This window comes from Paenibacillus sp. FSL R10-2771, assembly GCF_038000205.1.
Taxonomy (GTDB): domain Bacteria; phylum Bacillota; class Bacilli; order Paenibacillales; family Paenibacillaceae; genus Paenibacillus_AQ; species Paenibacillus_AQ phytohabitans.
In genome coordinates this window covers 126,086-151,289 of the sequence record NZ_JBBOBM010000001.1, presented here as the reverse complement: position 1 = coordinate 151,289, position 25,204 = coordinate 126,086, and the positions used below count along the sequence as shown (strand labels likewise).

At 54.2% G+C, this 25,204-nt stretch carries 15 protein-coding genes; 3 read left to right on the top strand and 12 right to left on the bottom strand.

All coding sequences use genetic code 11. The annotated features are described in order from the left end of the window. Nucleotides 1–42 precede the first annotated feature (42 nt). The 4 genes from NSU14_RS00700 to xylA all read right to left on the bottom strand — a co-directional run bounded on the left by NSU14_RS00700 (nucleotide 43) and on the right by xylA (nucleotide 7,209). The gene (locus NSU14_RS00700; RefSeq protein WP_042140027.1) at nucleotides 43–1,833 is read right to left on the bottom strand and encodes a sensor histidine kinase; all 1,791 of its coding nucleotides are present in this window, start codon (nucleotides 1,831–1,833) and stop codon (nucleotides 43–45) included. Nucleotides 1,834–2,008: 175 nt separating this feature from the next. Next, nucleotides 2,009–3,565, bottom strand: coding sequence for a response regulator transcription factor (locus tag NSU14_RS00695; protein ID WP_042140028.1), 1,557 nt, complete (start codon nucleotides 3,563–3,565; stop codon nucleotides 2,009–2,011). Nucleotides 3,566–3,942: 377 nt separating this feature from the next. Then, complete coding sequence (gene xylB, locus NSU14_RS00690; protein ID WP_340942126.1) at nucleotides 3,943–5,439, bottom strand: xylulokinase; 1,497 nt, start codon at nucleotides 5,437–5,439, stop codon at nucleotides 3,943–3,945. Nucleotides 5,440–5,889: 450 nt separating this feature from the next. After that, nucleotides 5,890–7,209, bottom strand: coding sequence for a xylose isomerase (gene xylA, locus NSU14_RS00685; protein ID WP_042140031.1), 1,320 nt, complete (start codon nucleotides 7,207–7,209; stop codon nucleotides 5,890–5,892). 456 nt (nucleotides 7,210–7,665) lie between these two features. Between xylA and NSU14_RS00680 the strand changes: the two genes are divergently transcribed. Then, nucleotides 7,666–8,826: an ROK family transcriptional regulator gene (locus NSU14_RS00680; RefSeq protein WP_340942123.1), complete on the top strand. Its 1,161-nt coding sequence runs from the start codon at nucleotides 7,666–7,668 to the stop codon at nucleotides 8,824–8,826. Nucleotides 8,827–9,046: 220 nt separating this feature from the next. Continuing rightward, on the top strand, nucleotides 9,047–9,247 hold the full coding sequence (locus tag NSU14_RS00675; RefSeq protein WP_340942121.1) for a hypothetical protein: 201 nt from the start codon (nucleotides 9,047–9,049) through the stop codon (nucleotides 9,245–9,247). A 100-nt stretch (nucleotides 9,248–9,347) separates the two neighbouring features. On the opposite strand, the gene NSU14_RS00670 is transcribed toward NSU14_RS00675, so the two are convergent. From NSU14_RS00670 to NSU14_RS00640, 7 genes are all read right to left on the bottom strand, one after another. After that, nucleotides 9,348–9,797: a GNAT family N-acetyltransferase gene (locus tag NSU14_RS00670; RefSeq protein WP_340942118.1), complete on the bottom strand. Its 450-nt coding sequence runs from the start codon at nucleotides 9,795–9,797 to the stop codon at nucleotides 9,348–9,350. A 90-nt stretch (nucleotides 9,798–9,887) separates the two neighbouring features. Next, the gene (locus tag NSU14_RS00665) at nucleotides 9,888–10,121 is read right to left on the bottom strand and encodes a glutaredoxin family protein (RefSeq protein WP_039308604.1); all 234 of its coding nucleotides are present in this window, start codon (nucleotides 10,119–10,121) and stop codon (nucleotides 9,888–9,890) included. Between the two features lie 82 nt (nucleotides 10,122–10,203). Further along, the gene (gene trxB / locus NSU14_RS00660) at nucleotides 10,204–11,145 is read right to left on the bottom strand and encodes a thioredoxin-disulfide reductase (RefSeq protein ID WP_039308607.1); all 942 of its coding nucleotides are present in this window, start codon (nucleotides 11,143–11,145) and stop codon (nucleotides 10,204–10,206) included. Nucleotides 11,146–11,342: 197 nt separating this feature from the next. Next, the gene (locus NSU14_RS00655; protein WP_445669777.1) at nucleotides 11,343–13,310 is read right to left on the bottom strand and encodes a heavy metal translocating P-type ATPase; all 1,968 of its coding nucleotides are present in this window, start codon (nucleotides 13,308–13,310) and stop codon (nucleotides 11,343–11,345) included. A gap of 879 nt (nucleotides 13,311–14,189) precedes the next feature. Next, a complete protein-coding gene (locus NSU14_RS00650; RefSeq protein ID WP_340942112.1) occupies nucleotides 14,190–16,664 on the bottom strand; it encodes a GH36-type glycosyl hydrolase domain-containing protein in 2,475 nt (824 codons plus the stop codon). A 49-nt stretch (nucleotides 16,665–16,713) separates the two neighbouring features. Further along, nucleotides 16,714–20,967, bottom strand: coding sequence for a glycoside hydrolase family 2 TIM barrel-domain containing protein (locus NSU14_RS00645; RefSeq protein ID WP_340942109.1), 4,254 nt, complete (start codon nucleotides 20,965–20,967; stop codon nucleotides 16,714–16,716). Then, nucleotides 20,964–21,629, bottom strand: coding sequence for a hypothetical protein (locus NSU14_RS00640; RefSeq protein WP_340942107.1), 666 nt, complete (start codon nucleotides 21,627–21,629; stop codon nucleotides 20,964–20,966). The genes NSU14_RS00645 and NSU14_RS00640 overlap by 4 nt, the downstream gene beginning before the upstream one ends. 97 nt (nucleotides 21,630–21,726) lie before the next feature. On the opposite strand from NSU14_RS00640, the gene NSU14_RS00635 reads away from it, so the two are divergent. Continuing rightward, nucleotides 21,727–22,593: a helix-turn-helix domain-containing protein gene (locus tag NSU14_RS00635; protein ID WP_042140038.1), complete on the top strand. Its 867-nt coding sequence runs from the start codon at nucleotides 21,727–21,729 to the stop codon at nucleotides 22,591–22,593. 313 nt (nucleotides 22,594–22,906) lie between these two features. On the opposite strand, the gene NSU14_RS00630 is transcribed toward NSU14_RS00635, so the two are convergent. Further along, complete coding sequence (locus NSU14_RS00630; protein WP_340942104.1) at nucleotides 22,907–25,177, bottom strand: helix-turn-helix domain-containing protein; 2,271 nt, start codon at nucleotides 25,175–25,177, stop codon at nucleotides 22,907–22,909. Nucleotides 25,178–25,204 lie beyond the last annotated feature (27 nt).

Genomic DNA, 25,204 nt, shown 5'->3' with positions numbered 1-25,204 from the left:
TAAAATCCTGTCTAAATTAGAGATTCTCCCAGGCCGCGCTGCTTAAGACTTGAACTCGCTTTCAACGGGAATAGAAAACGCTATCTCGGTACCTTCACCTGATCGGCTTGTAATCCTCAGACCATGCTCCTCTCCGTAATATAGAGTCAGTCTCTGATGAACATTGCGCAGGCCGATCCGTCCCCGTTCCTCTTCCTCCACTTTGCTAATCACATCCACGATCTCGGACAGTCTTTCCTCCTTCATGCCGATGCCGTCATCTGTCACAAGCACCTGAACCTCCTGGTTCTCATCCAGCGTTATACTGACATTGACATGAACGGTACCTTGCTTATTCTCCAGCCCGTGGACTACGGAATTCTCTACAAGCGGCTGGATAATGAGCGGCGGGATCATGATTTCAGCTGCTCTAGGGTCAAATTTAATCTCATACTCCAGCCTGTCCTCATACCGGAATTTCTGGATCTCCAGATAAGAGCGGATCATCTCTACTTCTTCCTTGATCGGCGCCCGTTCGCGGCCTACTTCGAGGTTCTTGCGCATAAGCTTACCGAGCAGTCTGACGATGTTCGCAATCTCCTTCTCGCCCTTAAGATGCGCATTCATGCGGATCGATTCCAGTGCGTTGAACAGGAAATGCGGATGGATCTGGCTCGCCATCATCTTCAATTTGATCTCCCGCTGGGCGATCTCCAGTGCACTGTTCTTCTCATTGCTCTCAATAACCTGGGTGATCAGCCGGTTAATACTTGCCACCATATAATTGAATTGCCGCGACAGCTGGCCGATCTCATCCGTCCCGTCAATCCGTGAGACGATATTCAGATTGCCAAGGGCTACCTGATTCAGCTGGCGGCTCAGGCGCAGCAGACGGTTGGTGGTCAGCAGGGAGATGGTGTATACAAACACAAGGGCAACCAGCAGCACACCAATAACGATCAGGAGGCCCAGCTTGCTGACATTATTGGCATCGCTCAGAATGCTTTTCGTTTCAAATATAGAGATAATCTTCAGCTTGCTGCTGCTCAGCTCAGGAGACATTTCATCAATAATGACGTAAGAATCCTTGTCCTTCACCCTGGTTTTGAGCACCCCCTTGGACTGCAATTGCACATCAACACCAATGTCAAAATCATCCACTGTGCTGCCTACAAGCTGCGGATCATTGGCCGACACAATATAACCCTGCTCATCGATGATTAACGTATCGAACGGCTCCTGATAGAGCATCTGATTCAGTTCATCCTGAGAAACCTGCACCATCAGTATTCCGGATTTGCCGGATTCCCGGTAATACACCTGACGGATCAGGCTGAGCTTGTTGATCGTCCCTTTGGGGCTGTTGAAATATTTCTCCTTGTCGGGAATATACATCCAGTAAATCTCTCCGGACTGCATGGCTTTCTTGTACCAGGCTCTCGACTCCAGCTCCGGAGTCAATGGTGCAATCGACATATCATCAACCAGGCTCGGATTATCAATGAAAAAACGGATATTAGAAATTTCCCGGTACCGCAGAACATATACACGGATATCTGTGTAATTCAAATAAGCCTTTGTAAGCGCCAATGCATCCGGGTAATGCGTAGTGACCAGCTGCTCAAGCTCCTCGTCAAAATAGAGCAGATTAGAAATATCCGTCGGAACACGCAGCTTACTGGACAATTGGCTTTTGATCTTCTCCACATTGTTGGTGGCCTGATCAATCGCTCTGTTCAAGGCTCCCTCTCGAAAATAGCTTGTAAGAATAATACCAACAATCAGCACGGGTATCATGACGACAATAATGTAGAAAAAAATCAGCTTATATTTCAGCTTCATATTATTGATCATTCGCACCAGCTTCTTAATAACAATTCCCCCTTCCGTTCCATGGAAAACAGGCTGCTCCCCTTATCCTCTGCAGATAGGGAACAGCCTGTATATCATAAGCCTCACGCTGAACGTTCGGCAAGTTCACAGTTCTAACCGCCCATGCTGCTCGCGGGCCTGCCCGGCAGCCGGGATATTAATTCTCTTTGCGGTAGGCCGACGGGGACACTCCGACATATTTGCGGAATTTGGCATTAAAATAATCGGAGTTCATATAACCGACCCGCTCTGCAACCTCATAGACCTTCATGCCTTGGGTCAGGAACTGCTTGGCTTTCTCAATTCTGACTTTATCCAGATACGTGTTGAAGTGTTCTCCCACCTGATTCTTGAACATTTTGCCCAAATACGCGCTATTATAGTTGAAAATTTCGGAAAGCGAGCCCAGCTTCAAATTCTCATTATAGCGGCGCTGGATCAGGTCCGTGATCCGCTTGATTTCATCTCCGCGCCCGCCGCTGCCGATCAGCCCGGAAATTTGCTCCATATAAGCGGATACCAGCTGCTCCACATCATGCAGGTTAGCACTGCTGTACATTTCACCCATAGGCGAGGCTTGACCGGCAATCAGTGCACGGATGTCCGGATTCGCTGCCTCCAGGCGGGCGATGGTACTGCTGACAATCCGCATCAGATTATCCTTGATATAAGTTTCTTCGCGCCGGGCATGAACCAGCTGGCGGACAATTTGCCCTATAAGCCCGCGGGCCACCTCACCGCTTCCGGCCTCAACAGCAAGCAGCAGCTGTACCTCTACATCCCGCTCCGGGTCCGGCTCCTCCTCGAATTCTCCTGTCCTCTTCACGGGTTCATTCCAGTTATCCGGCTTCCCGCTGAGCAGCGTGTCCTTCTGCCCGAAAAAAGCATCGTCCAGCCGGGCACGTGCTGTGGCAAACGACAGGAACGCCTCTTCCGGGCTGCCGGCTGCACCGCCTGCTGCGGCCTGAAACTCCAGTCCTTCCTTCGCTGTAATATAATGCAGCTCCTGCCATAGCGACTCCCGGGCACTGTCATTTGCAAGCGGTTCCTTCAAAAGAATCCCCATATACGGGGGAAGCGTGAAGAATAAGCCGCGCTCTTCCTCTTCCAGCCAATGCCTCTCCATCAGGCTCTTCACCTGTTCCTCACGGCTGTCCTCCCCTTTGTTAAGCCCTTTCAATTCCAGCAATATCACTTCGCAGCTGCATCCTTCCAGCCCCAGCTGAGCCGCAGCCTCTGCGGAAGCCTCTCCGCCTTCCTTCGGCTGCAGCAGCTCGCGCAGCAGCACTTCGGTGGTCTTCGCCGGCTCCCCGGACTGCCATTCGATCATCCGTTCTTCCAGGCTTATCTTCTCACGCAGCTCCTGCAGATAGGTGATCAATTCCTCCTCATCGACCGGCTTAAGCAAATAACCGTCGATATGGTAGGCAATCGCCCGTTTGGCATATTCAAAGTCGGCATAGCCGCTAAGAATCAGCACATGGCAGTTAGGGCTCTCTTTGCGGAGCTCGGAGATCAGTTCCAGACCGTCCATCCCGGGCATGCGGATATCTGCAATCACAAGGCCGGGCGCGAGCGCATGGAACTTGTCCAGTGCTTCATATCCGTTCGCCGCTGTTGCCACTACGGTGTATCCCTCTTCTTCCCAGGGGATCAGCGTCCGCATCCCTTCTCTTAGCTTGGGCTCATCATCTACAATCAGTACTTTGATCAATATGGGTTCACCCCCTCATTTAAAAAGAAAACAGCTGCCACCCTGTGAGGAATGGCAGACATTAAGTGCTGGATATACGACTGGTATAAAATGAACAAATGATCTCCCATTAGGCGAGGACGTAACTACAGTGAATATTTGGACTTCCGGCCGCTGTTGTCCCCAGATTTCTTGAATTCAAACCGCTGTTCGCGGTGGAAATCCGCAGACTGATGATGCTTCCGGAGCGAGCTTTCCTGCGGAAAGCTTTCAGGCGGACGCTGTCGCTCCTTCCAGTTCCAAAATTCCCCTCCGTTACTATAGCCCTTTTGGTATGGAATTAAGTTCAACTTATACAAGTTCATTAAAATATGGGATAGTTTATATTTTACACTAAATTATTTGCGATACAAAGCCAGCTTCTCATTCAGTTCGCGGGTCTGGCCGTAAACATCCTGGTACAAGGCGAAGATACCGTCGTAGATTGCAGCCTGCTCTGCATTAGGAGTGTAGGTTTCAGCCGGACGGATGAAGGCTTCCGCGCACGCTCCCAGCGATTCAAACCAGCCGGCACCGTAAGCAGCCAGCATCGCTGCGCCCATAGCCGGACCTTGCTCGCTCTCCAGCTTGATGATCGAAGCGCCGAAGATATCGGCCTGCATCTGCAGCCAGGCCTCATTCTTGGCGCCGCCGCCGATCGCTACCACCTCGGTGATCTCTTTGCCGGATTCACGTACAATCTCAATCGATTCACGCAGCGAGAAGGTGATGCCTTCCAGCACAGCGCGTGTAAAGTGGGACAATGTATGGCCGGAATCCATGCCGATGAAGCTGCCGCGGATGTTCGCATCCGGATGCGGTGTACGTTCTCCGCTGATATACGGTGTGAACAAGAGGCCGCTGCTGCCGGCCGGGATATCATTAACGCCGTGAAGCAATTCGTCGAAGCTCTTCTCAGCCGCAAAGGTTTCCTTAAACCAGGTCAGACTGTGGCCCGCTGCCAGTGTAACGCCCATGATGTAGAAGGCATCCTTCTCACTATGGTTGAAGAAATGGACTTTGCCTTCAAGGTTAAGATCCTTGTTGCTCTCATAAGACAACACGACTCCGGAAGTACCGATGCTGCACATCGTCCGGCCTTCACCCAGAATTCCGGCACCGAGTGCGCCGCAGGCATTGTCTGCACCACCGGCGAACACCTTGGTGGAAGGCAGCAATCCGGAAGCTTCGGCAATCTCCGGAAGCAGGGTTCCGGTCTGCTCGAAGGATTCCACAAGTCTAGGGCAGATAGAGAGCGGCAGACCGAAGGCTTCGGCAATCTCCGGACTCCACTGCTTGGAGCCTACGTCGAGCAGCAGGGTTCCGGCTGCGTCTGAATAATCCATAGCGTAGTCACCGGTCAGGCGGTAACGTACATAATCCTTCGGCAGCAGGAACAGCTCAGCCTGCGACAATACCTCCGGCTCGTTCTCTTGAACCCAAAGAATCTTCGGAAGCGTGAAGCCTTCCAGCGCGCGGTTTCTGGCAATTTTGATCAGCTTGCCGCCAAGCGTCTTCTCAATCTTGCGGCACTGGGCTGTTGTGCGTGTATCGTTCCACAGGATCGCCGGACGCAGAGCCTTACCTTCGCCGTCAACGAGCACCAGTCCGTGCATTTGACCGGAGAAGCTGATTCCGTCCACTTGCGAAGAATCTACACCGGATACCTCCATCAGCCGCTTCAGGCTGACGATTGTTCCTTTGACCCAATCCTCCGGATTCTGCTCACTCCAGTTCGGCTGGGGTCTGCTGAGCGGATAAGCCTCAGAGTGCTCGAACGCAACTTTGCCCTGGGGATCTACCAATACAGTCTTCACTGCGCTGGTTCCGAGATCGACACCGATTACATATTTCATAGTTATCCTCCTAAAAGTTATATGAAGCATTACTTCTATTGGAACATCTCCGCAATATAACTCGCCTCGTAAGCATAATCTTAAGTTTTGCGAGCTTCTGCTTCCTGAATTCACTTCAAGCAAAACTCGCTTCGTAAGCATAATCTTAAGTTTTGCGAGCTTCTGCTTCCTGAATTCACTTCGAGCAAAACTCGCCTCGTAAGCATAATCTTAAGTTTTGCGAGCTTCTGCTTCCTGAATTCACTTCGAGCAAAACTCGCTTCGTAAGCATCTGCTTAATTATATGAAGCATTAACCCTATTACCGAAGCCTGTGCATCAGCCATTCTACGCCGTGCACATCTATTCTCCACCAATAAAAGGGGGCTGCCGAAGAATGCTCTCTTCAGCAACCCCCGTTGCGTTTATCCTCTGATGAATCTGCGGCAGCTGCCGCAAATCCGGTGCAGTCTTACTCTACTGTCAGGATGTACTGGTTAAGTGTAGCTCTTAGCAGTTCCTGGCGTCCGGACTTGTTCGGACGCGGGTTTTCGTTGTTCAGTGCATAGTCAGCAAGCGAAGCAAGTGTCGCTTTGCCGGATACGATGTCCGCGCCGATACCTTCATTGAAGCTGCTGTAACGCTCAGCAATGAAGTTCTCGAATACGCCGTCTTCCAGCAGCTTAGCAGCTACCTTCAGACCCTTGGCATATACGTCCATACCGGAGATATGTGCCAGGAACAGATCCTCAGGCTCGAAGGAAGGACGGCGCACTTTGGAGTCAAAGTTGATTCCGCCTTTGCCCAGACCATCGTTCTTCAGTACTTCGTACAGAGTCAGAGTAGAATCGTAGATGCTTGCAGGGAATTCATCGGTATCCCAGCCGAGCAATGGATCGCCCTGGTTCGCATCAAGCGATCCCAGCATGCCGTTGATACGGGCTACGTGCAGCTCATGCTCGAACGTATGGCCGGCCAGTGTGGCATGGTTAGCTTCAAGGTTCAGCTTGAAGTGCTTATCCAGGTTGTACTTCTGCAGGAATGCGATACAGGTTGCTGCATCGAAGTCATATTGGTGTTTGGTAGGCTCTTTCGGTTTAGGCTCGATCAGGAACTGGCCGTCGAAGCCGATTTCCTTAGCATAATCAACAGCCATGCTGAACAGGCGGGCAATGTTGTCCTGCTCAAGACTCATATTGGTGTTCAGCAGCGTTTCGTAACCTTCACGGCCGCCCCAGAATACATAGTTGTCAGCGCCCAGACGTTTACCAACTTCCAGACCTTTCTTCACTTGTGCAGCAGCGTGTGCGAACACATCAGCGTTGCAAGTGGAGCCTGCACCGTGCATGTAGCGCGGGTTGGTGAACATGTTAGCTGTGTTCCACAGCAATTTTTTGCCGGAAGCCTTCATGCCTTGTTCAAGGATATCTACGATTGTATCGATGTTGCTGTAGAATTCACGCAGGGACGCGCCTTCAGGAGCGATGTCCACATCATGGAAGCAGTAGTACTGCAGATCCATCTTCTCCATGAATTCGAATGCTGCTTCTGCACGGGCTTTAGCCTTGTCCAGTGTGCTCAGCTTATCCCAAGCGCGGACTGCAGTTTCAGCACCGAACGGATCGGAACCGCCAGCTGTTAATGTATGCCAATATGCCATTGCAAATTTCAGGTGCTCTTCCATAGTTTTGCCGGCAACGATTTCTGTAGGGTTGTAGAATTTGAATGCGTAAGGGTTAGTGGAACGGCTTCCCTCGTAAGAGATCTTGCTCACTGTTTCAAAATAAGCCATTTGTAAAATCCTCCTCGATATTTTGCTTCGCCCGCAAGCGTTTACAGCAACATCTTATCACATCTTCAGGACTTTGTATATTGGTTAAACAAAGTTTTTGAGAACTTTTATTTTGCCTGTTTTTTATTCTGTGCCGGGCAGAGCAGCCTCTCTCTTCTCGCTTGATTTTCACCTGATGATGCTGAACATAAAGTACCCTCCGGCAGTGCAGCCTATGCGTATAACTGTAATTTCCCCGCCTCACCCGGACGTTAATCTAGTTGCTTTTTGCCGCTCTTCATTCTAGACTAAATGGCATACCTTCTCCGCGTAAGCGCTGCTTCAAGGCTTAATGCATTACGTATGCGGGAAAACCGAAACCTATAAGCTCCGCCCTGATCGAGTGCCTTCCTCATTGTTATGTGACGTACTCAGCAGGCCGGATAGTCTTATATTTCAAAAAAGGAAGTGTGCTTCTTGAAAGTTACCGGTGATCAGGCGCTGGTCAAAAAAATCAACAAATCGATTATTTTACATACGATCCGTATGCAGTCCCCCGTCTCCCGGGCCAAGGTGTCCGAGATGACAGGCCTTAATAAGGCTACGGTCTCCAATCTAGTCGCCGAGCTCTGCGGGCAGGAGCTGGTTACCGAAGCCGGTCCCGGAGAATCCAGCGGGGGACGCAAGCCGCTTATGCTGCATTTTAACGAAATGGCCGGAACCGTTATCGGGATCGAGCTGCGCGTTAAACAGCTTAAGGCCGTGCTCTGCAATCTGGGAGGCGGTATTCTTCATGAACGGGATTGTGCGCTGGAGGCCCACGACTTCCCTTATGTACTTGGGCAGATGCAGCAGATGATCTCGGAGCTCATTGCCGAGGCGCCTCCTTCGCCCTATGGCATTGTCGGCATCGGAGTCGGCGTGCCGGGAATGGTGGATGAACACGGAGTCGTCCTGTTTGCGCCCAACCTTGGCTGGGAAATGGTCGATCTGCGGTCGATTCTGGAAAGCGCCTTCGCGGTTCCGGTCACCATTGACAATGAAGCCAATGCCGGGGCACAAGGGGAGCTGAACTTCGGGGCGGCGCGAGATGTGCGCCATCTGCTGTATATCAGCGCTGGTTCGGGGATCGGGTCCGGAATCATCATCGGCGGAGAATTGTATAAGGGCGCACGCGGATACGCCGGGGAGACCGGGCATATGACGATTGAGGCGGAAGGCAAGCCCTGCAGCTGCGGCAGCCGGGGCTGCTGGGAGCTCTATGCTTCGGAGAAAACATACGATAATCCCGGCCTTTCCCTGCCTGCCCGCACCACGACCGAACTGGTGGCGTATGCGCTGGAGGGGCAGCCGGATACCCTGCGGCACTTTAGCTCCATCGGGGAATATCTGGGCATCGGGGTCACTAATCTGATCAACAGCTTCAATCCGGAGCTGATTGTCATTGGGGGTGCTCTGTCTGAAGCCGAACCGTGGCTGGGCGAGCCGCTGCGCCGGGTAGTAGCCGAGCGTACGCTTCCTTACCACAAGCAGCAGCTTGAGATCACTTTCTCCAGGCTGGGCAGCCGCGGAACGTTGATTGGCGCAGGCTTTTCTGCAGTCATGCACTTTCTCGGCAACATCCGGGTAACCCTATAGACAAGTAGAAACGGGTGCCTTCCTTTTTTAGGAGGGCACCCGTTTTAGAGAGAAATAGAAGGATAATTTTAGCGTAGAATATACAAGCTCTTATATTTTCGTAAAATTGCCGCATTTGCAGCAGCATTTCCTGCACTAAAAGGAATAGCAATCCTATATAATAAGGTTATACGTGTGACATTTATCACCATACCCCTTTTTCTGAATGGAGAGAGCGTCCATGACCTATGTTGATACGTCAGATATTTCGGCGAAGTTGTTCATCACCGTGCTGCTGCTGCTGCTTATTATCGCCCCACTCATCAGCCTTGGCGTCCTGCGCCTGTTCCAATCGAGGAAGAAATCCGGATTCATGCTCATTAGCAGCGGCATTGCCGTATATGCTGTTTTTCAAATTGTCATGTCGTTTACCCATACTTAGCCTAGCGGCCTCCAAACGGGGTTCACGCTTGCAAGACAGCGATATCTTGTATCCCCTTCATGTATCTGTTTTAGCGGGAAATACAAAAAGCAGCCTGGATTCAAAGACTGCTTTTTGATATATCCGTTGTTCCCCTGGTGCGCAGTACACACTCAAACCGCTCAACCCCCGGATATTTTGCTCCCAGACTGTGAATCTCAAACCCTGCCTTGCTATAAAAGCCTACCGCATCCTGATCCGTTTCTGCCCTCAGCACCTCTACCTGCTCCCAACCGGCAATTTCTGCGATCATATTGCTGCCAATCGTGCGTCCGCGCCAATTCTTCTGGACAGCCAGATGTCTGATCTCCACCTCATGTGCAGCAGCGCAGCTGATTCCTGTGATTCCGGCCAGTTCCCCGTTAATGAAGCAGCCAAACAGCTCACAGCCCTCCGCAGCAAGGTATCTCTTCAGCTCTTCGTTAACTCTCTGATCATCCGTCCACATACATTCTGCGAGCAGGCTCTTCACCGCATCGCTGTCCCAGTAATTCTTTAAGCTGATTAACAAGTCACCCTTCTCCTCTCATTCAGGACAACGAAAAACCGCCTCCGGAGGGAAGCGGCTACTGTATTCTCCTTAAGTCCGGCCAGCTATTCCTTAAATCGTAGCCAAAGCCTTGTCGAACTTGGTTTTGTTCATGCCGACGATTTTGAACTCACCGATAACCGTAATAGGAACAGCTCTCATTCCCATATCCCATACCTGCTGTGCATAATCATCGTTCTGCTCGATGTTGCGCTCTTCGTAGGCTACACCTTTATCGTTCAGGAAGCTCTTCACCTGACGGCAATGCGGACAATTGGTTGAAGTGTACACAATTACATTCTCCATAGTATGATCTCCTCCTAATTTGTAAGTATAAGAATCTGTGATCTATTGTAGCACCGGAGTGCCTTCTATTCCAAATGGAATCTTACAGAATAACCGCGCTGTGTTCCAGGCTCTCGATATATTTCTCGGCATCCATCGCCGCCATACAGCCGCTGCCTGCAGCCGTAATCGCTTGTCTGTAACGGGTATCCTGCACGTCACCGCAAGCAAACACGCCGGGAATATTCGTCTCGGAGGTTCCGGGATTCGACACAATGTAGCCGTTAGCATCCGTAGTGATTTGTCCGCCCAGGAAAGAAGTATTAGGATGATGGCCTACAGCTACGAATACACCGCTGGCTTCAATGAACTCTTCTTCACCGGTCTCATTGTTAATCACCTTCAGGCCAGTCACACCTTTGTCTCCGGCAATAACTTCAACAGGCGTACGGTTGAGTCCCCAGGTAACTTTGGCATTGTCACGTACACGGTCCTGCATAATCTTGGAGGCACGCAGCTCTTCGCGGCGGTGCACCAGGGTTACCTTTGACGCGAATCTTGTCAGGAAGCCCGCTTCCTCCAGCGCCGAATCGCCGCCGCCGACAACCACGATTTCTTTGCCGCGGAAGAAGAATCCGTCACAGGTTGCGCAAGTGCTGACACCGCGTCCGATATTATCCTGCTCCCCGGGAATTCCGAGATATTTCGCTGTAGCACCGGTGGAAATAATCAATGTATCTGTAACCAGTGTGCCCATGCCTTCAACATTCAGCTTGAACGGACGTTCACCCAGCTCTACACTGTTCACCCAGCCGGTAACGAACTGTGCTCCGAAACGTTCAGCCTGCTTGCGCATATTGTCCATCAGATCCGGACCCAAAATGCCTTCCGGGAATCCTGGGAAGTTCTCGATCTCTGTTGTAGTCGTAAGCTGTCCGCCTGGCTGCGGACCTTCAATAACGAGCGGGCTCAGGTTCGCCCGGGCCAAGTATATGGCAGCCGTCAATCCGGCCGGTCCAGTACCTACAATAATTGATTTGTACATGATTATATCCTCCTTGAGATGGACGGCAAAGACGCCATTTCTTAATTAAAATTATTATAATGTAGTATTTATTATGATCATCTCAAGAGAATATGTCAATATGCCAGACACGGTGAAAACGTTCCTATTTTGTGAACAATTCAATTTTAAGCAATTAAATATTTGGCTGGGCCGGTTAAACGGTCGTTCCGGCTTTTTTAGCGCAACAGACGCAGTCCGTTAAGGATTACAAGAATGGTGCTGCCCTCATGGCCCACCACACCAAACGGCAGCGCGATCCCCTGCACAAAGTTGCTGATCATCAGTGTAGCTATCACCGTCACGGCAAAAATCATATTCTGCTTCACAATCCGCTGCGTGCGGCGGGCCAGGGCAATTGTAGAAGCAATCTCCTCGATATTATCGTTCATCAGCACCACATCGGCAATCTCCAGCGCAGCTCCGCTGCCTTTCATGCCCATCCCCATACCAACCGTTGCTGTAGCCAGCGCAGGCGCATCATTAACACCGTCACCCACCATAATCACATGGCCGTATTGTTCACGAAGCGATTTGATATGCGATACCTTATCTTCCGGCAAAAGACCGGCGAATACCAGGTCCACTCCGGTCTTCCCGGCAATCACCTGTGCGGTGGCCTCACGGTCACCGGTAAGCATCGCTACCTTAATGCCCAGCTCCTGCAGCTTGCGCACCGCCGTCTCCGCCTGGGGACGCACCGTATCCTGCAGCGCAATCATTCCGGCGATGGTGTCTCCGGCGAGAATCAGCGATACTGTCTTCCCTTCCTGCTCCAGTCGGCTGCGCAGCGCTCTCCAGTCTTCCGAACCCTCCTGCGGTTCAGCGCCGTCCACTTCATCCAGCAGATTGGACTTGCCGATCCGCCACAGCTGGCCGTTAATGGTTCCCTCAATGCCCCAGCCGGTAACCGATTTGCTCTCTTCAATATTGTGCAGCTCTACCTGCTCGGCTTCGGCAAGCGCAACAATAGCCTCCGCAAGCGGGTGGCCGGACAGCTTCTCAATCGAAGCACTGACGGACAGCAGCGCTTCGCGTCCATACCCTTCTCCGGCGATGAAATCCGTGACCTGCGGAACCCCTTCCGTCAATGTACCCGTTTTGTCAAAAGCAACTACGGAGGTACGTGCCATATTTTCCAGGTGGACACCGCCTTTGAAGAGAATCCCTTTGCGCGCACTCTTCGAGATGGCCGACAGCATGGCCGGCATAATGGAGGACACGAGTGCACACGGAGAAGCCACTACCAGGAAGACCATTGCTTTATAGAAGGTATCGCTCCAGCTCCAGTCCAGCAGAAACGGCGGCAAAGTGATCAACAGGGCCGTTGCGGCTACTACAACGCGGGCATAGACGGATTCAAGCCGTTTGATAAAACGCTGTGAATCCGGCACTTCATTCTCGGCTTCTTCAACCATCCGGATGATCTTGGCGAACAAAGTATTTTCTGCCGATTTGGTAACTTCAATATATAGCGGGCCTTCGCCATTCACTGTACCGGCGAACACTTCACTTCCGGCTGCTTTGTCAACGGGAAGCGATTCTCCGGTAATGGACGCCTGATTAACAGAGGATTCCCCGCGGCATACCTTGCCATCTGCAGGGATAAGCTCCCCGGGACGGACCAGCAGCAGATCTCCGATGGCCAGCAGATCAATCGCCACCTCATTCATTGCCCCCTGCTCAATGCGCACAGCCGTGGCAGGTTTGAGCGCCAGCAGCGAGGAGATATCCTTCTTACTGCGCTCCATCGTGTAACTCTCGAGCGCGCCACTCAGCGCGAAGATGAAGATCAGCATCGCGCCTTCATTCCAGTAACCGATGGAAGCTGCGCCTAGAGCCGCAGCAATCATCAGCAGATTGACATCCAGATCGCGCTCCTTGACCAGCGTCTCCACGCCTTCCTTCGCCTTGATCCAGCCGCCTATCGAATAGGAGATCACATAGAGAATAACGGATATCGTCTCAGACCAGCCGCTGGCGGCCCAGGCGATCAGCATCATCAGCCCGCTTCCGAGCGCTGCCTGCATTTCGGCGTTTGAGATCATAGCCAGCGGATCGAAGCGGCGCGGCTCCGGCGTCCGCGGCTGCTTAGCGCCTCCTTGACGCGCGACGGATTTAGGCATTTCTTTCGAGGTTGCTTGCATTATAAATCACCTTCCTGATTGTAGTTGTATAAGAGGCACACTTGAGAATGAGAGCCAGAATGAGAACCATTATGACCCGACTGAGAATGAGAGCCATTATTAAGACCCTTAAAATGACACATGCTGCCCCGGCTTAGCCGGGACAGCATGTTAAATGAGAATGATAATCATTGTTGCAATAATGCAACTATATTTCCTCAATGCAACTTATAGCTATACTATATCACGCCCGGCGGAAAAGTAAACCCGGAAACAAGCCTGTTTTTTCGGAGGGTTGACCTCCACCTTGAACAAAGCCCGCGCGCCGGTTGGGGGAAGTTTTAAGGGAAGTTTTGAGGAATTTATGGAGGCTGCTGAGAATGGCACTGGTAGTGCGAGCGAACGGTGTGTGGAGTTTGCATAAGCCGGCTGCTGAGTGCTGTTATGAGAGTCCGCCCATATGATGCTATATAGAGTGAACTTAAGTATCTAACTTGCTGCATGGGCGGAACCCTCGGGTAGCAAGGGGTTCGTCCATCGGCAGGCCATATCATCATTCTTAAGTTCGGCTTATATAAGTGGAAAAACGTATCTTAATTCGGATGAATGAAGTGATTTCAAGCAAGCAAATGGAAAAAAGGCATTTAATTCGGTTCATTTACCTTCATGTAGCTCATACGCAGCGATTTAAGTGCTGTTTATCCAACTGCTGTTTCAGCAGACGCTCTTCGTTCATCAGCAAGTGGAGAAAATCCAACTGCTATTTCCGGCCGCCGCAGCATCCCGTGACGGAAAATTTGAGGATAATTGCTTTTTCGAGGAATAAAAATATGCCCCGCCATAATTCTGCTGGTGCAGCTGGCGGGACACTTTTGAGTATGCATTAAGCTCTGCCTACAACTATAGTAGAACCTCCACTTTCACCGAGCTACGATCCGGATAGACAGGAACTACCGTACCTGCCAGCAGTTCACCGTCAACACGGATTTCCTTGACGCCTGTGCAGACACCGTTCTCGTTCTTCACGGTAATCTCATACAGACAGCCGCGGAATCTCCGGGAAACGGAGAAGCCCTCCCAGGAAGACGGGATGCACGGGTTAACCGACAGTCCGCCGAGTACGGGCTTAATGCCCATAATATACTGCGTAGCGGCTACATACATCCACGCAGCAGTTCCGGTCAGCCAGGATACATTCGCCAGCCCGAATCTGTCAGATTCCGGTCCGAACAGGTTGGAGGCATAGACATACGGTTCCGCTTTATAGCGCCATAATCCGGCTTGCTCCATTGCAATATTCGGAATCAGCTGGCGGTAATATTTGTAGGCCTGATCTCCTCTGCCCAGCATGCATTCCGCAATAATCGCCCAGGTATTGGCGTGGCAGAAGACGGCCCCGTTCTCGCCTGTCCCCTTGTTGTAATTGGTCAATGGATCTGCAGGATCGGGGAAATTGGTAATGGACGGGTGCAGCTTCTTAATGCCAAGCTCCGTATCCAGAATGTCGCGGACACTGTCCATGGCCTGGAGCGCTTTATCAGGCTCACCCATGCCGGACAGGGTCGCCCAGGTCTGGGCGTTAAGCCAAATCTGGGCTTCGTCATGCTCAGCGGTGCCCAGATAACGCCCGTCATCCATGACTGCCCGCCGGAACCATTGGCCGTCCCAGCCCAGCGTGTTCACCAGCCGCTTCTGCTCCTCGTACAGCCTGTCATAGTCCGCCGCATGCTCCGGATGACCGGCTGCCGCCGCCAGATCCTTCATGCGCAGCAGCACGGTTCCGAACTGCATCGCCGTCCAGATGCTCTCCCCTCTGCCCTCACGGCATACGCGGAACAGCTGGTCATTCCAGTCCGAGCGGAGCATCAGCGGGAAGCCGTTCGGCCCCAGCCGGGAGACGGTGAAGTCTACCGCACGCTTCAAATGATCATACAGCGGTGCTTCCCCGCCATCATAGAAAGGCAGACTCTCCTGCAGGAATCCGGCATCGCCGGTCTCTGCGAGAATATCCCATACGGCCAGCGCCGTCCACAGGTGGTCATCCGAGTGAATACTGGTCACCGGGTCCCAGCCCTCATTCGGGAAAAAGTAATGATTCACATGTCCGTCCTGATACTGCTGCCCAAGCAGCAGGCGGACCTTGTCTTTGGCCGCCTCCGGATCTAATGGAACTGCGGCCAATATATCCTGGGCGGTATCCCGGTAGCCTACTCCACGGAATGTCCCCGTAGCATAGAACGAAATATTGCGCGAGAAAAGAAAGTTCCGCTGCGACTGATACGGATTCCAGATATTGATCATGCGCTGCGCATCTTTATCCGGCAATTCGCAGTTCCAGGCGCCCAGATAGCTGTCCCAGTTCTCCTTAAGCGCCGCAAAGGAACGGGTGACGAAATCCGTCTCCCGGGAATGGCCGATGGCCTGTTCGATCTCAGCCTCATTCATCGCCGTCCCCAGGAAGAAGTTCACGGTGTGGGTCTCGCCGGGCTGCAGCCTCACTTGAACCTGAAGCGCTCCGCAAGGATCTCCGCCAAGTATTGTCGAGCCGGTACAGCCGCCCTGCTCAACCGCAGCCGGATTCGATTCACTGCGGTAGCTGCCGATGAATTCCTCCCGGTCCCCGTCATAACCGGCCAGCGGAGCATCCGACATCATATAGACCAGCGGCGTCTCATCCGGCTTGGGCTGATTCTCAACTCCGTACTTGTAGATAAGGGCTTCCTTGTCATGATACTGCACCGACACCTGATGCTTGTTGTAGCATTGCCATTGCAGCTCGCGCATGAATTCCATCATGCCAAACTCGGCATAGGCATACACGTTCAGCTCCTTGACCTCTGTACTATGGTTAGTCAGCGTCAAATTCCAGATCAGCGAGTTCTCGTAAGGTCCGACAAAATAAACGGTTTTTGCCGAAACTTCATCCTGCGCGGCTTCAAAGCGGGTATACCCCATGCCATGGCTGCTCTTCCACTCCTGCGGCTTCTGAAAAGCAGGCTCATAGGTAGGGCACCAATAGCTGCCCGTTCCAGCATCCTGCAGGTAAATATAAGGACCGGAACGGTCGGTCGGCAGATGAAAGAAACGGTAGCGTGTAATCCGCCAGATCTGCGGGGATTTATAAAAGGCTAATCCGCCGCCCGCATGGGACAGCATGGTATGGAAGGTGCCGTTGGATAAATAGTTCAGCCATGGGGTCGGCATATCATGGCGCTTGAACTCTACCTCCTTCGCGTCATCGCGGAAGGTGAAATACTGGTCCAGCTCCTGCTCGCGGGCAAACGCGCTGCCCCCGGCTGCCGGTTTTGCAGCCTTGTTACTCTGTGTGCGGCCGGAATGGCCTGCCGGATTGATTGTTCCCGGTTGCTTTGTCATTAGTCTGAATCCTCTCCATTTAGGATTACTCATTGCTTATTCTTATTGCTTATTTAGGCTCAACCTCATCCATTGTCATGCTGAACTCCAAATCATTCATATACGTGCCATCCGGGTTCAGGAAAACCATGCCGAAGGAGATATCCTCCCGGCCTCCCCGGACGATGGCAACCAGCCGGTTGATTCCTTTTCTCAAAATGATCTCCCGCTCCGGCTGAGTCACATGCTGACCGTTCATATAGATCTCGTAAGCACATTCTGAGTTCACCCGCAGCCTGCCTGTCCGGACACCCGCAGGTACCCCGGTGCCGGAGACGGGCGCAGGCAGATGCACGAAGCAGCTCAGAAACAGCGGACGGCCTTCCGGTGCCGGGATCAGCAGCGTTCCATCTTCGCGCCGTTCTTTTTTCTTCATCCAGCCGTACAGGCCTTCGCCCAGATTGTTCAGGGAGAATTCAGGGTCGGTATAGTAATCCTTCATGGCCTGATAATCGGTATACGGCGGACAGAACAGCGTCATCGCGGCTTCCACCGCCCACTGCGCATCTCCTTTATCCAGCTGCAGCAGCTCATCCGCGAAGTCGGCCCCCAGATTGCCCAGCAGGCGGGTGTACAGCCTCAGGCTTTTGTCACTGCCCGGGTCGGTGAGCAGCTGCGAGCAGATAATCTCACCCTCGCCGACTGCCTGGCGGATCACAAAAGCTCCGGGAGCACAGGCCTTGCTGCGGTTCAGCTCGACCAGCGCCAACCTGCTGTATTCCGCCGTATGCAACCCGGCGAAGTAATCCTTCCAGGCTGTGCCTTCCACGCTGGTGCACAGCACCTCCGCGCCCTGCACCTCCAGCCTGTGACCGGCCAGCTCCCGGTTGACCACGTCCCGGGGCGAGAGATGCACCTTGTCGAACCCGAACAGGTCGACAGGGCTGATCCCGCAGACGGCGGCGTGCGTGTAGTCCGCCGCCAGATGATAGGTCCCGTGCGGCGCTATACGCACGGAGCGGTCCAGCAGGCGGGCAAGCGCCTCCTGCCCGCCTGGCTCTGCAGGCAGCACCAGCACTGTGCTGCCTGCTTGCGCTGCCTGCCGGACGGCTTCCGCCGCGCCCGGGCCGTGCAGCAGTCCGGCCTCCACGACCAGGAGGCCGGGGTTCAGGCTGGACAAGCCTGCGGCGCTGTCCAGCCTCTGGCCCTTCAGGCGGAGCTTGCCCAGCAAGGCTTCCGCCGCCCCGCCGCTGCGGACCCACACCGCAGCGGGCACCGGTACAGCGGCCGCGTGGACTGCGCGGCCCGCATACTGGAGCAGGCTCCGCAGCAGCAGGCAGGCCTGGGGAATCCGGTGGAGATGATCCATGATCTCCAGCTGATTCGCCAGGAACATGCCCGCTCCGCTCCGGTACTCCAGCAGCGGCGACCACAGATCGCCGCCGTCTCCAAAGTCACCCGCGCTGCATTCCAGCAGCAGGGTGAAATCACCGGTCACCGGCTTCTCGAACGCTGCCCGGATAATCGGCAGCGGCCCGTCCTCGCGCAGCCCCTCATGCCAGTACATGAGGTCCTCTGCTCCCAGGCCCCGAAGCACCGGATGTCCATAGTCGCCTGCATGGGCACGGATGAATTCCCTGCGTACCAGCGGGAGCCTGCCGGGGGAGAGGTGAAGCTGTTCCAGCAGCAGTAATCTGCCGCCCCGCTGCACGTAGCTTCTCAGCTTCCGGTCCAGCGCCCCGTCCTTGTCCTGCATGCGGCTGCCGACAATCAGCAGCGTCCCGCCCGCAAGCCGCTCTACCGCCTCCGCTTCTGCCCGGACCAGACCGGGCACCAGGGTGCGGATCGCCTCATAGTCCCGGTCAGAGCCTATATAAGAAGCGGGAAGCGCTACTTCTACCGGCTCTGTCTTGCAGCTTCCGGACAGCAGCCGGTAGCTTAACTGAAGCTCATGCTTCAGCTCCGTGCCATGGAACAGCCGGGCAGACAGCACCGCTTCCGCTTCTGCTACTCCTGCTGATGCTGCTGGTGCTGCTGGTGCTCCCACCCCTACTCTTACTTCTGCACCATCTCCTGCTCTTACTTCTGCACCATCTCCTGCTCTTACTTCTGCACCATCTCCTGCTCTTGCTTCTGCCCCATCTACTGCTCTTGCTCCTACGCCTTCATCCCCTCCCACTCCAGCCCCTTCGCCATTGACCGGTTCCGGCATCCATTCCAGCCGGATGCTCCGGCGGGCGGCAGGCTCGTGGCGGAAACGGAACGTCTCGCTATGAACCACATGTCCGCCTTGCCGGACTGTGCATTCAACAGTCACTTCCTGTTCTGCCAGCGTATCGTTGTAGACATCGAAGCTGCGGCGGACCGGCGCATCATCGAAGAAGCAGCGGTTATATTCGGCGGCAATCATTGTCACCGGCTTGAAGGCTTCAGCCATAATGGCAAAAGCGGGATTGGCCTTGAATGCCGGATATTCCTCCGGCAGCAGCCCGTTGTTCAGGGAAAGGGAGTAAGCCGGAATTACCGCAGGCTTAGGGCCTGGTGTGGTCAGGTCGGCAGGCGGCAGCTGAATATTCCGTTCCGGCATCGCCCGCATGAAATAATGGGCGAAGTTGAAGGTAGAGATACCGGAGACACCTTGGCGGCGTGCATACTCCACGAACAGCCTTTCCTTCTGGGCCAAGCCGGCAGCACTTGCATCTGAGTCACGGTATGCATCCAGTCCGACATACATGCTGCTGTTCTGCGGGCAGATGTACCACCATCCGCCATGCTCGCCGAAGGTGAGCGGAACGCTGCGGTCCCACTGCGCGATCGTGCCGTCAATGTTGTAATGGCGGCTCTCCACCTCTGTCCCTGGCTTGGTGACCAACCGGTTATCCCCTTCCACCATAATCGGGCGGGTAGAATCAAGGGCTCTCATCAGCTCCATCAGACCAGGGATATGCTGTTTGTAGGTATCCCGGCCGTCCACCCAGCGCATCTCGTTCTGCACGCTCCACAGAATGACGGATGGGTGATTCTTATCCCGCTGTACCAGCCGCTGCACATGCGCCCGGCAATTGGAGATGAAGTCAGGGTGAGCAGCATCCATGGTTTTGCTCGACCCGTAGATTGCTGTCTCATCGACAATCAGCATCCCTTCCTCATCGGCAATCCGCAGATAATCAGCCGGATACGGCTCGGCATGCAGCCGGATGCTGTTGATGCCCGCCTGTCTGCACAGACGGTACCAATTGCGGATATAGTCTTCTGTCTGCTGCGCCGCCCCCTGGAAATGCCAGGAATCGCCCCGCAGGTTAACGGGAATCCCGTTCAGCATGAACTGCGGGCCTTCGCACCAGAACTCCCGGAAGCCGAATACATCGGTCCGCCGGTCAAGGACCTCCCCGTCTGCCTGAAGCTCCAGCTCCAGCTCATATAGAACCGGGTGATCCGGACTCCACAGCACGGCATCCTGCCAGGGCAGCGCAAAAGATGCTCCGCCCCACTCCCGGCTGCCGGTGTTCCAGCATAATTGCCGTCCTTCTCCTGCCTGCGCAGGCAGAACATCTACTCCTGCTTCCGCTTCAAGCACCGGCAGCGGCTCTGCACCCTTCACAGGCAGGGTACCGGCCTTCCGTTCCCTGACTTTCAGGAACACCTGCAGCGATTCCACCGCAGGTCCGCCGGATTCCGTCCCAATAAGGGCCTCTACTTCCAGCATGCCCTGCCGGACAGAGGTGCGGATCGTGAGATCCTCCAGCGATACAGGCGGGTAGCCTTCGAGGAAGACATCCTGCCATATTCCCCTTGCGATCCTGCCGAACCACGAACCGGCAAGTCCGGTGATTCTTTCCTCCCCGGAGGGGAGCACCGCCATGTCGAAGCTTCCGCATACCACATGCAGCTGCTGCTCCCGGCCGGGCTGCACCAGCCGGGTGATATCCAGCCGCAAAGGCAGATACCCGTCCTCCCAGACGGCAATCCGCTCGCGGTCCAGATATACCGCTGCCTTCTGCATGATTCCATCGAAGCGCAGCACAATCCGCTGCCCCAGCATAGCCTCCGGCACCTGAAAAGAACGGTGCAGCACCCCAGCTTCGGCCGCATCCCATTCTCCCGGGTAGCCGTACACATCAAATGGCACGAAGTTATGGTCCGGTACTTCTCCAAATTTGCTGCCCGAAGGCGTCTTATAGCTGTGGCGCCAGCTCGAAGGCACCTGTATCTTGCGCGCCTCATATTGCAGCCTCTCAGGAAGACTGCGGCAGCGCGGCTGATCGTAGAGCGGCATGAAATCCCATTCGCCGTTCAGGCATATGGATGTGCGTAGCATATTCATTCTCCTTTTCCCCTTTGCGGGAGGTTGATCGTTAGGGCAGGCGTAAGCTTTTTCCAGATTTCCTGATCCGGCTCTACATTCTTCCACTTGATAAAATGCGGCTCCATAACCTCTCCCCACTGCTCCGGACGCAGATTGGTTGTGAGTTTCCCCCTATAGGGAGCGGGCTCCACGGTTGCGGGCAGCTCGGAATAAAAGAACAGCAGGTTCTCATGAAGACCGATGATCCCGTATTTGTCACCGTCTCCCGGGCGCTCCTCCTGATATTGATAATGGTAATAGACATAGCTTGAGACCTGCTCCGGCTTGAGTACTGCCAGCCTGCCGTAGGGCGCCCCCGGAACCTGGTTGCGCTTCCAATGCTGCCCGGACACCGGCTGCTGATAATGAAAAATGTCCATCATCGGCACCCACAGCCGCGGATACTCCCCGCCCGGCCAGACCTTGAGGATCTCCAATGCGCCCGGAAACAGCTGCTCCGGCTCAACCCCCATGCCGCTGCATTCGTAATATAGAAACAGCCCCTGGCCGTCTTGAAAGATGCTTAGCCAAGAAATGCCCAGCCAGTCCATACGTTCATTAAGCAATTCCACCTGTGAGCCCAAAAAAGCAGCCGCGCCGCAGCCCTCTCTGCATTCGGCTCTATATAAACATCGCTGCATAAATTCCCTCCAACCGTGTGTCATCTTCCTCTTAAGATTAACGCAAACGGCGGAACGGTTCCTTGACGATCATGCCCTTCTTTAGCATAATAACGACATGACAAATAAACTCTATGCACGGGATTTAGGACTCGAGCCTGGCTTTACTTTCCGCATTCAGAAATGCCCGCTGACTCAGGATTATTATGTTCACTGCCATGATTTCTCGGAGCTGGTGGTCATTCTGGAGGGAAGCGCGATTCATATCATTGAAGGGAGGGAGTACCCCGTATCGGCGGGTCAGGTGTTTTTTATCCACAGCGATATTTCGCATGGGTACAAAAATGTGCAGAATATTGAGTACATTAATGTGATGTTCCATCCCGATCAGCTGCTGCAGCTGCCTGAGCTGAAGCTCCTGCCGGGGTTTCAGGCGCTGTTCTATCTGGAGCCGTTCTTCCGCAAAGAGATGTATTTCAAAGGCATGCTCTCCTTGCAGCCCGCGCAGCTGGAAGAGGCTACTGTTCTGCTGGACCGGATTCTGGAGGAGTATGACCGGCAGTCTGACGGCTACCGGCTGATGATCCGTACGTATTTCACCGCGCTTGTCGGCACACTATCACGATATTACCGGCAGAATGGCGGCGGAACGGAGAACAGGGCGCTGCAGATCGGTGAGGCGGTTACCTATATTGAGGAGCATTTCCTGCAGCCTATTTCACTTCAGTCTCTGGCAGATCTGGCTTATATGTCGAAGCGCCAGTTCCTCCGCGTATTCACCCGGAATTATCATACGACGCCCATGGATTATGTCATCCGCAAACGGCTGGAGTATTCCTGTACGCTGCTGCGCAATGCCGGATTCACCATCTCACAGGTGGCCATGGACAGCGGGTTCCGGGATCATAATTATTATTCCAGACAATTCAAAAAAGTGTTCCTGTGCACGCCCTCCGAGTACCGGATGCATAAGGCCGGAATGTAGCGGCTGACAAGCGGAAAACTGCAGTTTTCTCAATATCGGCAACCGGGATAATGTTGCGGGTTTGGCTGATTGTACTTTGTGCAATAAAACTCCTTTGGAATCGCGGAAAAATGATATTCTATTGCATTTCGTTACAAAGTGCAATAGAACCTTCACTCCACTTCCCTTCCATGGGAACAAGTACAAAGAAAGGCGGCAAGGGGAAACTCCCCCTGCCGCCTTTTCAAGCTATATGCCCGCCCTTGGGCCTGTGGTAAATGTATCTGGTCCGCCCTTGATCTCCCGGCAAGAGCCGCCCGGGCCAAGGCCGGGCCTAACCCTGCCGCTCGCCATGCGGAGGGCCGCTCCGCTCCTTGCGGTATTCTCCCGGGGTTACGCCCTCCAGCTTCTTGAAGACGCGGATGAAGGACATCGGATACAAATACCCCACCCGCTCGGCGATATTCTGGACTGGCTCGGAGGTCTCTGTCAGCAGGCGTTTGGCCTCGTCCATCCGCAGCCGGGCCAGATAATCGACGAAATTCTCGCCGATTTCTTCCTTGAAGATCCGGCTCAGCGCTTTGGTATTCATCGCGAAGCTGTCGGCGGCATGGGTCAGGGAGAAATCGGGATCGGCGTAATGCAGGGCAATATACTCACGCACCTTGTTGGCCAGCGTATACTGCTCCCGGTTCATCCGCAGGCCGCGGAGCGCCTCCTCCATCTCCTCCAGAGAAGCCAGCAGCTCCCCGCGCAGCTCCTCTATCCATTCGAAGGATTCCGGGGATTGCGGAATTCCGCGCAGCCGCCCGTTATTCCATATCCCCTTCATCTCCGGCGGTAGCTCCTGCATCTCCCTGGAGAGGCCAGCCTCCAGCAGCTGCAGCAGGCGGACAATGTCCTCCTTGGAGTAATTGCCGCCTGCCAGCAGCCCGAAGATCCGTTCCATCAGCGGCCTCCACTCATCGTTCCCCAGCCGGTACAGCTGGGGAACGGCACCGATGGCCTGCACCAGCACATCCATTCCTTCCGCCTGGGGCGGGGAACTGCCTTCCGCCGGTGCAGCATAGACGCGGTCGGGGCCACTGGTGAGTTTACGCTCCAGCGCACCTGCAGCCTTACGGTAAGCATCCGATAAGCCGCTGAGACCGGCCGCCGGCCCGCTGATGCCAAAGGTTGCCGTGAATTTGAGATGCTGCTTCACCCAGGAGCGGGCACTCTCGGCAATCATCAGCGGCTTCTCGGCACCATCAGCCGTTGCTCCGGCGGCGGAACGGCGGAAGAGCAGCCCGAGACGCCCCGGTCCAATCCACTCTGTCCAGAGCGGTTCCCCTTCTTTCTCGGCGATCTCCTGAATCACACTGCGGAGGGTGAATTTGAACAACGCCTGATCACGGGCAGAGTAGTCTGCAGCAAAGGCCTCATAGAAATCAATCTCGGCAATTCCCACAACCGCGCCGGCAAATTCACCTTTCATTCCAATCCGCTCCGATTCCCGGCTCCATATTTCTGCCGACACCTGGCCGCTGTTCTCCAGCAGCTCTTTGAACAACTGATTCCGCCTGTGCAGGATTCCTTCGGCCTGCTGCTTCTCATAGCTGTTCGTCTGCTCAATCAGACTCTCCAGTGCATGGCCGATGAAGGAAAATTCATCATCCCCCTTGCTCTGCGGCTTCCAGCCGGAGGAGCGGTCCGCTCCGAACGTGTAAATCCGGCTCATCACCTGTTCAATCGGACGGTAATTCCGGTGGCTGATATACGTCATGGCCGCAATCCCGCCGAAGACCGCCGCAAAGCCCAGAATCGCCCAGACATTAGAGAAGGCTGACAGCAGCGAGAAGGCCTCTGCGCGCGCCATTCCAACCTTAATTGTCCAGCCGGTATAGGAAGACATGCGGCTTACCGCCTGCTCCTGAGCCTGCGTCTCTGGGCAGGTATCCGCCCCTGCAAAGGCGCGCCCTCCGGCGTCCTTCAGGCAGATCTCCGTATTCGCCATGTTCATATCCTGAATCAGCGCCTGCAGAGACTGCTTCCGCACGTTAATGACAATCAGTCCCTGCTCACCGGAGAAATAAGGGACCTGCTCCACCAGCGAAATGACTGATTTCGGCTGATCCTCGCCGGAGAAAAGCTGCAGGTCACGGATTCCGCTCCAGACAGGGCCGCCCGTATTCTTCATCGCTGTCTCAATAAAGCTGCGGTCCCCGAAATCCGGCAGACTGGACGAGAAATGCTGCATCAGCACTTTGCCGTCGGCCGCACGGTACAAATAGACCGAATCGATCATCGGTAGCGGCGACATGAAATCCAGCAGCACCTCCGTTACCCCGTAATCATGATAAGGGTCAAGCTGCCCCGGGCGGTCAAAATAACTGCTCACCTGATCATCCAGCAGCAGGCTTTTGATCGTTGTAGTCTCCAGGTTGCGGAGGGTGGTATCCACGATCTGCAGCACATTCTCTGCGTATACACCGTTTGCCTTGGCCGTCTGTCTCTCCATCGCTTCATTCAAGGTCAGGAAAAAGAGGATAATCAGGCAAAATACCACAGCAAACAGGATCGGCAGATAGGAAAGAATCAGTCGGTACAGCCATTTCTTATGCATCGGTGTCATCCCCTGTAAGTCCAGATG